This is a genomic window from Streptomyces avicenniae (assembly GCF_000719135.1).
Lineage (GTDB): Bacteria > Actinomycetota > Actinomycetes > Streptomycetales > Streptomycetaceae > Streptomyces > Streptomyces avicenniae.
Window position 1 is genome coordinate 95,861 of record NZ_JOEK01000017.1, and the last position, 14,313, is coordinate 110,173.

Below are 14,313 nucleotides of genomic sequence, written 5' to 3' on the forward strand. Positions count from 1 at the left end.
CCCACCCTCTTCCCGTCGTGCCGCTGCCGCCGTGGCCGGGACAGCGCGCCGTCCGCACGGCGGGGCGGTCGATCGACCGCCCCGTCGTGAGGAGACTTCCCATGCCGCCCGCCCCTTCAATCCCCCGGGGGACGGCGGGCGGCGCGGATCAGCCCGCCGGCGCCTTCTCCTTGGCCGCGTCGAGCCGGTTGGCCCTGACCGACGACCAGAACGCGGCGCCGATGAGGGCGACGCCGATGAGGCCGGTGACGACCTCGGGCAGGTGCCAGCGGATGCTGACCAGCAGCAGCACGGCCAGGGCGCCGATCGCGTAGTGCGCGCCGTGCTCCAGGTAGCGGTAGTCGTCCAGCGTGCCCTGCCGGACGAGGTAGATCGTCAGCGACCTGACGTACAGGGCGCCGATGCCGAGGCCGAGCGCCATCTCGAAGATCTCGTTGGTGATGGCGAACGCGCCGATCACGCCGTCGAACGAGAACGACGCGTCCAGCACCTCCAGGTAGAGGAACAGGAAGAACGCGGCGCGGCCCGCGAGGCCGACGGCCGTCGGGGCGCCGGAACGCTGCGTGCTCTCCCGCGCCTCCTCGTCCACGCGCTCCTCGGTGTCCTCCAGGCGGTCCTCGAAGTAGCCGGACAGGCCGCCGACGACCAGGTACGTCAGCAGACCGGCGACACCGGCCAGCAGGACCGTCTGCGACTTGTCGGCGTGGCCGCCGCCGTGCTGGTAGGCGTTGGTGGCGATCGTGGAGGCGGTGACCAGCAGCGCGGCGAGGGCGATGCCCACCGAGGCGGCGTCGATGCGGCCGAGCTTGGACAGCGGGCGCTCCAGCCAGCCGATCCAGGCGTGCTCGCGCTCCTCGAAGATGAACTCAAGGAAGATCATCAGCAGGAACATGCCGCCGAAGGCCGCGATGGCCGGGTGGGCGTCGGTGACCATCTCGGAGTACTGGTCCGGGTGGTCGAGCGCGAGCTGCACGGCCTCGATGGGGCCGACGCGCGCCGTCAGCGAGACGATCAGCACCGGGAAGACCAGGCGCATGCCGAAGACGGCGATCAGGATGCCGACGGTGAGGAAGATCTTCTGCCAGAACTCGTTCATCCGCTTGAGCACACCGGCGTTGACGACGGCGTTGTCGAACGAGAGCGAGATCTCCAGGACGGTCAGGATCGCCACGATGGCGAAGCCCTCCCACCCCCAGAGGAGGAAGGCGGCGGCTAGGCCGACGACGGTGAGGCCGAAGGACCAGCCGAAGGTTTTCAGGATCACGGGTTGTCCAGTCTTCCGCGAGGCGGGGAGGGTGCGGGCGCCGCCGGAGCGGCGCCCGCGGGCCGATCCGTCACCCCGGGGACCGGGGCCGGATCAGCTGGCGGTCCCGGTGGGCCGGGACCTGTGGGTCACAGCGCCTGGAGCGCGGAGACGTAATCGCCGATGTCGCGTGCGTCCGGAAGGGCGTTCACGACCGTCCACCGCACCACGCCTTCCTTGTCGATGACGAAGGTGCCACGCACCGCGCAGCCCTTCTCCTCGTCGAAAACTCCGTAGGCGCGGGAAACGTCCCCGTGCGGCCAGAAGTCGGACAGCAGGGGGTACTCAAGGCCCTCCTGCTCGGCGAAGACGCGCAGCGAGAACGGCGAGTCGTTGGAGACGGCGAGGAGCTGCACGTCGTCGTTGACGAACGTCGGCAGCTGGTCGCGCAGCGCGCACAGCTCACCCGTGCAGGTGCCGGTGAAGGCGAACGGGTAGAAGAGCAGCACGACGTTCTTCTCGCCCCGGTAGTCGGCGAGCGAGACGGTCTGGCCGTGCTGGTTCTTGAGCTGGAAGTCAGGGGCCTTGGTGCCCGGCTCGATCGCCATGAGCGCGTAATCCGTTTCTCGGCGGGAGGCAAAGTCACCGCCCAGCCTACGACGCGGTCCCTGGCGGGCGGATCGCTGCCCCCAGGGACCGGCGTACGTGCGCGGGGCGCGGTTACTTCTTCCCGGCCGCCTTGGGCGTCACCAGCCGGCTGCCCGACCAGTCCTTGCCCGCGTTGACGGTGCTCGTCTGCGACAGACCGGCGGTCTGCGCGGCCTCACCGATCTCGCTCGGCTCGACGTAGCCGTCGCGGCCGGTCTTCGGTGTGAGCAGCCAGACGGGGGCCCCGGGGTCGATCATGGTGGTGGCATCCACCAGCGCGTCGGTCAGATCGCCGTCATCCTCGCGGAACCACAGCACCACCGCGTCGGCCACGTCGTCATAGCTCTCATCGACGAGATCCTGGCCCGTGAGGGCCTCGATCCCCTCGCGGAGTTCCTGCTCGGCGTCGTCGTCGTAGCCGAGCTCCTGGACCACCTGTCCGGCCTGGAATCCCAGCCTCGCGGCGGGGTTGGTCCGCTCCTCCGCGTGGTCCGCGGTCGCGCTCACGGATTGCTCCTGTCCTGTGTCGGGCAGCCTCGGGTCCGTGGGGACTCCTGCTGCGCTCGGGAACTGCTCTGTGAAAACTACGGGGAAGTACCCTGGAAAAAGGGTACGGGCATGCCGCGCGTGCGCGCGCGGCTTGGGGCGTAGTCCACACGCGTGGGGCGGATCGCGCAAGTACCCGGCGGTCGAGCCCGCCCAAACGTTGACGTCTCGGCCGTGTTCCGCGCGGCTCCCGGGCGTGGCAGCGCCGCGCGGCGCGTTCGCCCCGGCGGCGGACGGGGTGAACAGGCGTTCGCGGTGGTCGGAGGGCACAGGCGTAGGGTGGGCGGTCGGCCGGAGCCGCCCTGCGGCGCGGACCTGGCGCCGGTGGACAGCGGGCCCAGGGCGCACCGGTCACGGGGCGGACGCGGCCCCGGCACCGGACCAGGGCCACCCTTGATTACCGTCCGGTAGAGATGACGTTTCGCCGTCCGGGGTCCACGATGGAGGCGGCGCGACACATGCAGAGCAGACAACTCACAGTGAAGGAACAGCGTGGCTTCCGGATCAGATCGCAACCCGATCGTCATGGGCGGCCTTCCCAGCCAGGTCCCGGATCTCGACCCTGAGGAGACTCAGGAGTGGCTCGACTCACTCGACGCGGCTGTCGATGAGCGAGGCCGGGAACGGGCCCGCTATCTCATGCTCCGCCTGATCGAGCGCGCCCGTGAGAAGCGGGTGGCCGTGCCCGAGACGCGCAGCACGGACCATGTCAACTCCATCGCGACCAAGGACGAGCCCGAGTACCCCGGTGACGAGGAGCTCGAACGCAGGATCATCAACGCGAACCGCTGGAACGCGGCCGTGATGGTCACCCGCGCGCAGCGGCCGGGCATCGGGGTGGGCGGTCACATCGCCACCTTCGGCTCGTCCGCCGTCCTCTACGACGTCGCCTGGAACCACTTCTTCCGCGGCAAGGACGCCGGGGACGGCGGTGACCAGGTGTACTTCCAGGGTCACGCGTCGCCCGGCATGTACGCCCGCGCCTACCTGCACGGCCTCCTGTCCGAGGAGAACCTCGACGCCTTCCGCCAGGAGAAGTCCAAGGCGCCCCGGGGCCTGTCCAGCTACCCGCACCCGCGGATGATGCCGGACTTCTGGGAGTTCCCGACCGTCTCCATGGGCCTCGGCCCGATCAGCGCCATCTACCAGGCGCGCATGAACCGTTACATGCAGGCACGCGGCATCGCCGACACGTCGCGCTCGCACGTGTGGGCGTTCCTCGGCGACGGCGAGATGGACGAGCCCGAGTCGCTCGGCCAGCTGTCGCTCGCGGCGCGCGAGAGCCTGGACAACCTGACCTTCGTCGTCAACTGCAACCTCCAGCGCCTCGACGGCCCGGTGCGCGGCAACGGCAAGATCATGCAGGAGCTGGAGGGCCAGTTCCGCGGCGCGGGCTGGAACGTGGTCAAGGTCGCCTGGGACAGCTCCTGGGACGCGCTGCTGGCCCAGGACACCGAAGGTGTGCTGGTCAACCGGCTGAACAGCACGCCGGACGGCCAGTTCCAGACGTACGCGACCGAGTCAGGCGCGTACATGCGCGACCACTTCTTCGGCTCGGACCCGCGCCTCGCGGCGATGGTCGAGGGGCTGTCGGACGAGGACCTGGTGCGGCTGGCGACCGGCCGTGGCGGCCACGACGCCCGGAAGGTGTACGCGGCGTACAGCGCCGCGCTCGCCCACAAGGGGCAGCCGACCGTCGTGCTGGCGCAGACGATCAAGGGCTGGAAGCTCGGCCCCGCGTTCGAGGGCCGCAACGCCACGCACCAGATGAAGAAGCTGACCGTCGCGGACGCCAAGGGCCTGCGCGACCGGCTCGGGCTGCCGATCCCGGACAGCGCGCTGGAGGGCGGCGTACCGCCGTACTACCACCCGGGCGCCGACTCGCCGGAGATCCGGTACATGAAGGAGCGGCGGCAGGCGCTCGACGGGTTCGTGCCGCAGCGTGTCCTGCGGGCGAAGCCGCTGGCGCTGCCCGGCGACAAGACGTACGCGTCCGTGAAGAAGGGCTCGGGCAAGCAGGCGGTCGCCACGACGATGGCGTTCGCCCGGCTGCTCAAGGAGCTCATGCGGGACAAGGAGATCGGCAACCGCTTCGTGCCGATCGCGCCGGACGAGTACCGGACCTTCGGCATGGACGCGATGTTCCCGTCCGCGAAGATCTACAACCCGCTCGGGCAGAACTACGAGTCGGTTGACCGGGAGCTGCTGCTCGCCTACAAGGAGGCGCCGAACGGGCAGATGCTGCACGACGGCATCACGGAGGCGGGCTGTACCGCGTCGCTGATCGCGGCGGGCTCGGCGTACGCCACGCACGGCGAGCCGCTGATCCCGATCTACATCTTCTACTCGATGTTCGGTTTCCAGCGGACCGGTGACCAGTTCTGGCAGATGGGTGACCAGCTGTCGCGCGGTTTCGTTCTCGGCGCGACCGCCGGACGCACCACGCTGACCGGTGAGGGCACCCAGCACGCCGACGGCCACTCGCAGCTGCTCGCCTCGACGAACCCGGCGTGCGTCGCCTACGACCCGGCCTACGGGTACGAGATCGCCTACATCGTCAAGGACGGCCTGCGCCGCATGTACGGCGAGGACGCCGAGGACGTCTTCTACTACCTCACCGTCTACAACGAGCCCATCGTCCAGCCGGCCGAGCCGGAGAACGTGGACGCCGAGGGCATCGTGCGCGGCCTGCACCGGATCTCCGAGGGCACCTCGGGCTCCGTACCGGCGCAGATCATGGCGTCAGGTGTCGGCGTCCCGTGGGCGCTGGAGGCGCAGCGCCTGCTGGCCGACGAGTGGGGCGTGAAGGCGGACGTGTGGTCCGTCACGTCCTGGAACGAGCTGCGCCGCGACGCGGTCACGGCCGAGGAGCACAACCTCCTCCACCCGGAGGAGGAGCAGCTCGTGCCGTACGTCACGACGAAACTCCAGGGCGCGCAGGGCCCGTTCGTGGCCGTGTCCGACTGGATGCGCTCCGTGCCCGACCAGATCGCGCGCTGGGTGCCCGGCACCTACCAGTCGCTCGGCGGCGACGGGTTCGGCTTCGCCGACACCCGTGGCGCGGCACGGCGGTTCTTCCACATCGACGCGCAGTCGATCGTGCTCGCCGTGCTGACCGAGCTGGCCAAGGAGGGCCGGATCGACCGCTCCGTGCTCAAGCAGGCCATCGACCGCTACCAACTGCTCGACGTGGCCGCCGCGGACCCGGGCGCGGCGGGCGGCGACGCGTGACGCGTCCCACCCGCTGATCCCGCGCCCCGCGCGCGACGACGGCCGCCGTACCCGGCAGGGGTGCGGCGGCCGTTCGGCGTCCGGGGCGCGTACGGGCTGGTGAACGACGGTATGCGCGGCCGTTCGAGCACCGTAAGATGACGCGGCAGTGCTGAACTTTCACCCCATTCCCCAGGAAACGTCCGCAGATGCGCCCGCGTCGGTCTCGGCGACCGTGCGCCGTGTGCTGCTGCCGCTCGCCGTGGTGTTCGCCGTGCTGGCGACCGCGGGCTGGATCGCCGGCGCCGACGAGCCGCTGCCCGACGCGTACGAGGCCGAGTTGGCCGCGTGGGCGCGCGGCACGGCCGCCGGTGAGCCGCTGCCCGACCCGTCCATGGCGCCGGAGAGCACCGCGCGGTTCTTCGAAGGACTCTCGCCCGGCCAGCGGCGCCGTCTCGCCGAGCGCTACCCGCTCGTCGTCGGCAACATGGCGGGCGCGCCCGTGCGGCTGCGCTACCGCGCCAACCGCCGCGCCCTCGTGACGGCGCGCGACGTCGAGCGGGCGCGCATGCGCGACCCGCGGCTGTCGGCCGCCGGGCAGCACGAGGCGGGGCGGCGGATGCACCGCTTCGAGTCGCTGCTGCGGCCGGGCAGGCAGATCCTCTCGTTCGACCCGACGGGGCAGGGCAGGGTCGCGGAGGTCTTCGGCGACCTGGAGACGGCCGGGCGCGTGTCCGTGGTCGTGCCGGGCGTGGACACGGGGCTGCTCACGTTCGAGCGCACGGTCGGCCGGTACACGGCGCCCGCCGGGATGGCGGCGGCGCTGTACGCGGCGCAGCGTGACGTCCTGCCGTCCGGCGGCGGGACGGCCGTCATCGCCTGGGCCGACTACGACGCCCCGGCGGGGATGGCCATGTCGGCGGCCACGGCGGGCCGCGCCGAGGCGGGCGCCGCCCGTCTGACGACCGCGGTGTCGGCGCTGCCCGGTGACGCACGCGTCGCGCTGTTCTGCCACTCGTACGGGTCGGTGGTGTGCGGGGTCGCGGCGGCCGGGCTGCCGTCGCGTGTCACGGACATCACAGTCGCCGGGAGCCCCGGCATGCGCGCGTCGCACGTCTCGGAGCTGGGCACGGACGCGCGGGTGTGGGCGATGCGGGCGCGGGGCGACTGGATCGAGGACGTGCCGCACATGGAGCTGGGGCCGCTGGGCTTCGGGACCGACCCGGTCGAACCGTCGTTCGGCGCACGGCTGTTGACGGCGGGCGCGGCGCGGGGGCACAGCGCGTACTTCGAGCCGGGCGGGGCGGGTCTCGTGCAGATGGCGGCGATCGGGGCGGGCCGCGCGGACCGTGTGACGTGCGCCCCCGGGGTGCGGGGATGCGCGCCGTCCGCCCCCTGTTCGGCGATCGGCGGATTGTGACAGGACCACAGCACTCGGGGCGAAGCCTTTTCGTCAGTCCCGGCGCTTACGATGACCCGCATGGGTGATGTGCTGGCCGGAATCCACTCCACATGGGAGTTCGACACCGATTCCGTGCTCATCCGCTTCGAACGGGGAATACGCACGCCGCGACTCCTCCAGGTGCTGGGGGAGCGCCGTATTCCGTACGAGGCGCTGAGCACGGTCGATCTGGCACCGGGGAAACGCAAGGGGACCGTGGTGCTGCACGCCGTGCCACGGCGGGGGGCCGATCCGCTGTTCGACGCCGCGGGGGGACAGCTGCGCGAGGCGGCGGACCCGTACCGGCTCGTCCTGCCCGCCGAGCGCGAGAACCTCGCCGGGTACTACGCGACCGAGCTGCGCGGCGCGCTCGGGCCGCCGGCCGACGAGGAGGCGCGGACGTACCTGGTGGCCGCGCCACCGGCGCCGCCCGCGTTCAAGGCGTACGACGGGAAGGTCGCCTTCGACGGGAAGGAGGTGTCCTTCCGCTGGTTCTGGACGGCCGCGTCGTCCGCGAAGTGGAAGGCGGGGGACCAGGCGTTCCGGGTGAGCGAGCTGACCGGCGTCGAGTGGCGTTCGCCCGAGGTGTCGGTGGGGCATCTGCGGCTGCTGCGGGACGGCGCGGCGAAGGAGCGCGCGGGCGGCGAGGGGCAGGAGACGGACGCGGACACCGCGGCCGACCAGGACCCGGCGTCCGTCGTCCTGGGGCGGGGCTACGGCCCCGTGCACGAGTCGCTGCCGCTCGCGGCGGCGGTGCTTGAGGCGATACGGGCGGCCGAGCCGGAGGACGACGACGCGGCGCGGCACCGTGACCACCGGGCGAACCCGGCGGACATAGCCGACCGCATACGGCATCTCGGGGAGCTGCACTCCGCCGGTCTGCTGACCGACCAGGAGTTCACGGCGAAGAAGTCGGAGCTGCTGGCCGAGCTGTGAGCCCGGCGCGGCGGGCCGACGGTCCCGTGCGGGATGAACCGTCGGCCCGGTTCGTGACGGTGGGGCGGGTCGGGGTGGGGCGGGTCGGGGTACGGCGGGCGTCAGGGGGTGGGGGGACGGGGCACGGGCGGGGTCATTCCCGTCCGGCCTGGGTGAAGTTCATGTCGGCGTAGCGGTTGCCCGCGACGCGCGGCCCGATGGCGTCGAGCGCGGCGAGCTCGTCCTCGCCCAGCGTGATGCGGGTCGCGGCGGTGTTCTCCTCGACGCGCGTGCGCCTGCGGGTGCCGGGGATCGGCACGACGGTCAGGTCCCGCAGCCGCGCCTGCTGGTGGAGCCAGGCGAGGGCGATCTGCCCGAGGGTGGCGCCGTGCGCGTCGGCCACCGCGCGGATCGGGTCGAGCAGGCCGCGGTTGGCGACGGCGTTGGCGCCGTTGAACCGGGGCTGGCCGCGCCGGAAGTCGCCCGCGTCCAGCTCGGCCGAGGCGTCCGTGAACGAGCCGGTGAGGAAGCCGCGGCCGAGCGGCGAGTAGGGCACGAACGCGACGCCGAGCTCCTGCGCGGCGGGCACGGCGGTGCGTTCGACGTCCCGCGAGAACAGCGACCACTCCGACTGGAGCGCCGCGATCGGGTGGACGGCGTGCGCGGCGCGCAGCTCGTCGCCCGTCACCTCGCTGAGGCCCAGGTACCTGACCTTGCCCTCGGTGACCAGCTCGCCCATCGTGCCGACGCTGTCCTCCAGCGGCACGGCGGGGTTGTAGCGGTGCATGTAGTAGAGGTCGATCGTCTCGATGCCGAGGCGCCGCAGGCTGGCCTCCACGGCCTGGCGGATGTAGGCCGGTTCGTTGCGGATGGGCCGCTCGGTGGGCCGCTCCGGGTCGTAGCTCAGCGCGAACTTCGTCGCGATCGTGATCTCTTCGCGGTGCTTGGCGACGAACGGGGCGAGGAACGTCTCGTTCTCCCCCATGCCGTACATGTCGGCGGTGTCGAAGAGGGTCACCCCGAGGTCGAGGGCGCGCTCCAGGGTGGCGCGTGCCTCGTCGGCGTCGGTGGGTCCGTAGGCGAAGCTCATGCCCATGCAGCCGAGGCCCTGGACACCGATCCGGGGGCCGCCCCTGCCGAGGGCGGCGGTCGCGATCTGGGAAGTGGTCATGCGCGGGATCAATTCCTTTCGGACACCCCGGGGGTGTCGTCGTCGCTGTACAGGTCGATCTTGAAGTCGAGGACCGCGAGCGTGCTCTGAAGTTCGGCGATGCGGCGCAGGACGTCCTCTCGTGTGGTGCTGAGCAGTTCACGGCGTTCGGCCGTGGTGTGATCACCCTGCCGCACGAGTTCGGCGTAGCGCACCATGTCGGCCACCGCCATGCCCGTGAGGCGCAGTTTGCTCACGAGGGCGAGCCAGCTGAGGTCGGCGTTGGTGTAGCGGCGCTGGCCGGTGTGGGAGCGATCGACGTTGGGGAGGAGCCCGATCCGCTCGTACCAGCGCAGGGTGTGGACGCTCAGGCCGGAGTGCGCGGAGACCTCGCTGATCGTGTAGCGGTCCTGGCCGTCCGGCCGCGGGGGCGGCAGATCGGCCGAAGCGCAGAGATCGGCGCGTTCGGACTGGGGTTGCCGGAGCTGTACCAGGGTCATGGAAGAACGCTAAGGAGTTGGAGTGCGCTCCAGGCAAGCCCCCGGGACCAGGAGTCCTGTTCCCGGGCCACGGGTTAGGCTCGCACGTATGCAGAGCCTGGAGTTGATCGACGGCTGGCCGGTGGACACGGCGGCGGCGGGAGTGGTCGGGGCGGACGGGCGGCGTGCCGCGCGGGGTCCCGGTGACCGGCAGTTCGCGCTGGCGTCGGTGACCAAGCCGCTGACCGCGTACGCCGTGCTGATCGCCGCCCTGGAGGGCGCCGTCGAGCTGGACGAACCGGCCGGGCCCGAGGGTTCGACCGTACGGCATCTGCTGGCGCACGCCTCGGGGCTCGCCTTCGACGAACGCCGCGTGGCCGCCCCGCCCGGCACCAGGCGGCTGTACTCGAACGCGGGCTTCGACGTCCTGGGCGAGCACGTCGCCGGGGCCACCGGCATGGCGTTCCCCGAGTACCTGCGGCAGGCCGTGCTGGAGCCGCTGGGCATGACCGGCACGAAGCTGTCGGGATCGCCCGCCAAGGACGGCGTCTCGACGCTGGACGACCTGCTGCTGTTCGCCGCCGAACTGCTGGCGCCGCGCCTGCTGGACCCCGGGACGCTGGACGAGGCGACGTCGGTCGTCTTCCCCGGGCTGAGCGGCGTGCTGCCGGGCTTCGGGCACCAGCGGCCCAACGACTGGGGGCTCGGCTTCTCGCTGCGGGACCACAAGTCGCCGCACTGGACGGGCGCCACGTCGTCGCCGCGCACGTTCGGGCACTTCGGGCAGTCGGGGACGTTCCTGTGGGTGGACCCGGACGTCGGCGCCGCCTGCGTGGCGCTGACCGACCGCCCGTTCGGCCCGTGGGCGGCGGAGGCATGGCCCCGCTTCACGGACGCGGTGCTCTCCGACCTCCGCGCCACCTGAGACGGCGTACCGCCCCCGGGGACCGTGACGGCCCCGGAGGCGGCGGCGCGGGTCTCAGCAGGGGCAGCCGCAGGTGGTCACGAGGACGTCGTCGATCACCGGCCCGTAGGGGCTGTTGGCGGTGGTGCTGGCGAAGCCGAGCGTCGTGGTGGCGGCCGTGGCCACGAACGTCACCTGGCGCTTGATGTAGCCCATGGCGGTGTGCGACCTGCCGGTGATGTCGAAGGAGAAGTCCTGGACGTTCTGGCCGTCCACGAGGACCCGGCCGGTCTTCACGGTCGGGCCGCCCCCGGGGTTCGCGGCCAGGGCGTAGCTGACGGTGTAGGTCTGCCCCGGGGTGGTGGTGAAGATCTGCGCCACGGCGCCGGGGACGGTGGCGTTGAGATCGACCGACTGGTTGCCCTCGGCGGCCTGCCACAGGCCGTCGTCCACGAGGTCCACGGCCCCGCTCGTCACCGTCCAGGGCCCGATGGCCTCCCCCGCCTGGTACGTGGTGAACGCGTTCGCGCGGGCCACCGGGTACTCGAAGCTGCCGTTGTCGAACCGGCTGACGAGGACGCCGACGTCCGCCGTCCCTGGCTCCCCGGCGGCCAGGGCCGTACCGGTGCCGGAGACCCATATCCCGGCGAGAGCCACTGCCGTGAGCAAGGCGTGCTTCACTGCCACATCTACCTCCTCGGTGAACGGTCCCCGGCCGGTCATCCACAGGCCAGGGCTCCTCAACTCTCCTGGCGAAGGCGTGGGTTGACCATGACGGCGAGGCAGAGCACGGGGGCGTCCGGCGGTGGTGCGGAACCAGGCACGGGCGCACCCCACCACCACGCGCCGTCCCACCGGCCCGACGCGCCGCCGCCGCGACCGGCGGTCCCGGAAATCGGTTCGATGGCCCGGGTGGGGTCCTGGCACAGTGGCGTACTGTGCCGAGTTTCGAGCTTCTGAGCGCCGCGGACGTGCGGCTCATGCAGGGTCTGGCGCAACGTGTCGTCGCCACCCGGCCTGACCTGGTGAACAGCGACGCGGCGTTCGGGGAGTTGGCCTGGAACTGGGGCCGGGGGCACGCGAGCGACGGCGGGGGCTGGCCGCGTCGGCTGTGGTTCTCCGGCGGCGACCTGGTGGCGTGGGGCTGGGCCCAACTCCCGCGCCGGGTGAGGCGGAACGACGGGTCGGTGAGGGACGTCACCGATGCCTACCTGGCGTATCAGGTCCATCCCGACCACGCCGGGCTGGTGGACGAGGTGATCGCCTGGTACGACGCCACGGCGCCGGGCGTCGAACGTACGGTGCTGCCGAGCGCGGCCGACACGTTCGGCCTCGCGCGGTGGGCGGCGCACGGCTACGTGACCGACCCGGCCTCGCTGGGCGACACCGGGTCCTGGACCCAGCTCAACGTGCGGGACCTCGCCGACGTCGAACTACCGGCGCTGGAAGCCGGGTTCAGGTTCCGCACCGCCGACGAGGCGGGGCCGGAGGCCGCCGTCCTGGCGCACCTCAACGCGTGGGCTCCGTCGGCGTACACGGCCGAGAGCTACGAGGGCGTGCGGCAGACGGCGGGGTACCGGGGCGACCTCCACGTCCTGGTGGAGGCGCCGGACGGGACGATGGCGGCCTCGACCGTCATGTGGCTGGACAAGGCGAACAGGACCGTCGGGTTCGAGCCGGTCGGAACGCACCCGGGCCACCGCCGCCGGGGCCTGGGCCGGGCGATGCTGCTGCACGGGATGCACCTGGCACGGGCGGCCGGTGCCACCCACGCGACGGTCGCCTGCCTGGGCGCCCCGGGCCACCCGGCGGCGCGCGGGCTGTACTACGGTGTCGGCTTCCGCATGTTCACGCGCGACGCCCCACTCATCAAAACCGCACCCACGCGCTGAGCACGCCGCCCGGCCACGCGGAACAGCCCCGAGTGTGCCGGGGGAAGCGGGTCACCATGCTGTTCGGCTGGTCGCTGAATGCGGACTCTGTGCCGGTCACCCACCCGGCCCGGTCGCTGGGTCGCGTGACCACTCCTCGCGCGGACGCATTCTCGCGAGGATTCCCTCAGCTTCGTCACGGACGCCCTCGTCATCATCCGCCGTCAACTCTCGCAGCTGCCTGATCAGCCGATCCGCCCCCTCGGTCGTCATCCAGTCGGGGTCGGAGTCGAGAGCGGCGCTCAGTTGGTCCGCTGTGTCGAAGCTGGCGGCTCGACTTCTCGCCAACAGCACGTGTCGCAGGCCGACGGAGTCACTGCGGGTGAGCAACGCCTCAGCGGTGGCCTGGGTCACCCCGGTGTCCAAGGCATCCAGAAGGAGGCGACTCAGAATGTCTGCCACTTCGCCGATCTTGGCCGATGCCGCGAGCTGTCGGCCAGCAGCGGCGCGAAGAGTCCACACCGGCGAATCCGCGTTCATGATCGCTGTGCTCAGGTCTCGATCATCGAAGGTCCCCATGGCCCCAACTTGCCAGTGAACGGTACGACTTTGCGCGCTGGTGCTCTCCACCAGGCGTAACAACAGAACTACAGGAATGGACGGTTGAAAGCCTCAAGGAACCCTCTCGCCTCTCGGGAACAGCCCCGCGTCTGCGGGGAGGAGGGGGGCGCAGGGCCCGCAGGAGGAGGGAGTAGGGGACAGCCCCGCGTGTGCGGGGAGGAGAGCAAGTGACCTGGGGGTTTATCGGGGGGCGGTGGTGATTTTGCTCAACTTTACCCGCGCCGACTCCGACGTCCCGAAGGCCATGGGCGGAAGGGGGGTGCAAGGACCGCCCCCTGGCTGTCGTCCGTAGCTGTCTGGAACGTGCCGTCCCTGCATAGCCGATGTCCTTTCAGCGTCCGCACCTCACAGGTCCCCCACGGAGCTTCTGGATGGGCAGAGACCGGCTCTGGGCTGGAACGCATTCGTCGTAGGGCCCGCAGTGCGTCACATCCGGGATCTCAGTACATCGACCTCGCAGCCCGGCCCGAACGGGTCGAAGCCGTGCTCGACCAGCCAGCGAATCACCAGCAGGCTGCGCAACGACCACCAGGCGCGAATCACGTCGAGATCAACGTCCGTGCCATAGCCAGCGAGGACATCGCCCAAGCGCTCCTCGTGCCCGAGCGTCAGGATGGCCAGGTCGAACAGGGCATCACCCGGGCCCGCCTCGGACCAGTCGATGACGCCTATGACCTGGTCATCCTCAACGAACACGTGAGTGATCTGGAGGTCTCCGTGCGTGAACACCGGAGTCCACGGCCGGAGCGCGGCCTCGGCGACCTGGCGGTTGCGGGTGACCAGGTCGGCGGGCAGGACGCCGTTCGCCACGAGCCACTTGCACTCGCCGTCCAGTTCCGCCGCCAACTCGTCGGGTCCCTTCCCCCGGCTGGGCCAAGGCGGCAGCGGCGCGTCGTGCAGCTTCCGGACGGCGGCGCCTGCCGCGGCCCACGCCGCCGGGGACGCGGTTGACGGCTCGCCGAGGCGGCCAAGTGCCGTCCCGGGGACTTCGGCGATCGCGAGCACGGACGGCTTGTGCCACAGGACCTCGGGGGTCGGAACCGGCGCCAGGGCCATCGCTTGGACCTCGGCGTCGATGCGCGCCTGATCGGCGTCCACCTTCAGGAACATCCCACCGACGCGCAGGGTCGTGCGCTCGGAATGGGCGACGACAACTTCGACCTCATCCATGGGCGACCAGTATCCCGGTGCGAGTCGCCCACGTCGCCGGGTATTTGACGTGCGACTACGCCCCCGATCGCGCCCGATTCACGTCGGCCTCGTGCACGGCACGGCCCACTGGCCA

General features: G+C 71.4%; 13 protein-coding genes. 5 read left to right on the plus strand and 8 right to left on the minus strand.

From position 1 onward, the window contains the following. Nucleotides 1–148: 148 nt before the first annotated feature. The 3 genes from IF27_RS25915 to IF27_RS25925 all read right to left on the minus strand — a co-directional run bounded on the left by IF27_RS25915 (nt 149) and on the right by IF27_RS25925 (nt 2,398). Complete coding sequence (locus IF27_RS25915) at nt 149–1,264, minus strand: DUF475 domain-containing protein (RefSeq protein WP_052852205.1); 1,116 nt, start codon at nt 1,262–1,264, stop codon at nt 149–151. A gap of 128 nt (nt 1,265–1,392) precedes the next feature. Further along, nucleotides 1,393–1,851 carry a peroxiredoxin gene (locus tag IF27_RS25920; protein WP_052852206.1) on the minus strand — a complete coding sequence of 153 codons (459 nt, stop codon included), beginning with the start codon at nt 1,849–1,851 and terminating at the stop codon, nt 1,393–1,395. A gap of 112 nt (nt 1,852–1,963) precedes the next feature. Continuing rightward, entirely contained in the window at nt 1,964–2,398 is a 435-nt protein-coding gene (locus IF27_RS25925; protein ID WP_052852207.1) for a DUF3052 domain-containing protein, read from the minus strand. Between the two features lie 531 nt (nt 2,399–2,929). Here IF27_RS25925 and aceE point away from each other — a divergent pair. From aceE to IF27_RS25940, 3 genes are all read left to right on the plus strand, one after another. Beyond that, complete coding sequence (gene aceE / locus IF27_RS25930) at nt 2,930–5,668, plus strand: pyruvate dehydrogenase (acetyl-transferring), homodimeric type (protein WP_052852208.1); 2,739 nt, start codon at nt 2,930–2,932, stop codon at nt 5,666–5,668. A 223-nt stretch (nt 5,669–5,891) separates the two neighbouring features. After that, nucleotides 5,892–7,067 carry an alpha/beta hydrolase gene (locus IF27_RS25935; RefSeq protein WP_420822052.1) on the plus strand — a complete coding sequence of 392 codons (1,176 nt, stop codon included), beginning with the start codon at nt 5,892–5,894 and terminating at the stop codon, nt 7,065–7,067. A 60-nt stretch (nt 7,068–7,127) separates the two neighbouring features. Then, on the plus strand, nt 7,128–8,024 hold the full coding sequence (locus IF27_RS25940; protein WP_052852210.1) for a DUF4429 domain-containing protein: 897 nt from the start codon (nt 7,128–7,130) through the stop codon (nt 8,022–8,024). Nucleotides 8,025–8,157: 133 nt separating this feature from the next. Here the strand turns inward: IF27_RS25940 and IF27_RS25945 are convergent, their stop codons facing one another. Both IF27_RS25945 and IF27_RS25950 read right to left on the minus strand, forming a co-directional pair. Continuing rightward, nucleotides 8,158–9,174 carry an aldo/keto reductase gene (locus IF27_RS25945; RefSeq protein WP_052852211.1) on the minus strand — a complete coding sequence of 339 codons (1,017 nt, stop codon included), beginning with the start codon at nt 9,172–9,174 and terminating at the stop codon, nt 8,158–8,160. An 8-nt stretch (nt 9,175–9,182) separates the two neighbouring features. Beyond that, nucleotides 9,183–9,653 carry a MerR family transcriptional regulator gene (locus IF27_RS25950; protein ID WP_052852212.1) on the minus strand — a complete coding sequence of 157 codons (471 nt, stop codon included), beginning with the start codon at nt 9,651–9,653 and terminating at the stop codon, nt 9,183–9,185. An 88-nt stretch (nt 9,654–9,741) separates the two neighbouring features. Between IF27_RS25950 and IF27_RS25955 the strand changes: the two genes are divergently transcribed. Then, the gene (locus IF27_RS25955) at nt 9,742–10,557 is read left to right on the plus strand and encodes a serine hydrolase domain-containing protein (RefSeq protein WP_052852213.1); all 816 of its coding nucleotides are present in this window, start codon (nt 9,742–9,744) and stop codon (nt 10,555–10,557) included. Between the two features lie 54 nt (nt 10,558–10,611). Here the strand turns inward: IF27_RS25955 and IF27_RS25960 are convergent, their stop codons facing one another. Next, nucleotides 10,612–11,223: a choice-of-anchor C family protein gene (locus IF27_RS25960; protein WP_420822053.1), complete on the minus strand. Its 612-nt coding sequence runs from the start codon at nt 11,221–11,223 to the stop codon at nt 10,612–10,614. Nucleotides 11,224–11,474: 251 nt separating this feature from the next. On the opposite strand from IF27_RS25960, the gene IF27_RS25965 reads away from it, so the two are divergent. Next, nucleotides 11,475–12,428: a GNAT family N-acetyltransferase gene (locus tag IF27_RS25965; protein ID WP_110946249.1), complete on the plus strand. Its 954-nt coding sequence runs from the start codon at nt 11,475–11,477 to the stop codon at nt 12,426–12,428. Nucleotides 12,429–12,524: 96 nt separating this feature from the next. On the opposite strand, the gene IF27_RS25970 is transcribed toward IF27_RS25965, so the two are convergent. Together IF27_RS25970 and IF27_RS25975 are read right to left on the minus strand one after the other, a co-directional pair. Next, a complete protein-coding gene (locus IF27_RS25970) occupies nt 12,525–12,986 on the minus strand; it encodes a hypothetical protein (RefSeq protein ID WP_052852215.1) in 462 nt (153 codons plus the stop codon). A gap of 468 nt (nt 12,987–13,454) precedes the next feature. Continuing rightward, a complete protein-coding gene (locus IF27_RS25975) occupies nt 13,455–14,198 on the minus strand; it encodes a phosphotransferase family protein (protein ID WP_052852216.1) in 744 nt (247 codons plus the stop codon). Nucleotides 14,199–14,313: the final 115 nt, after the last annotated feature.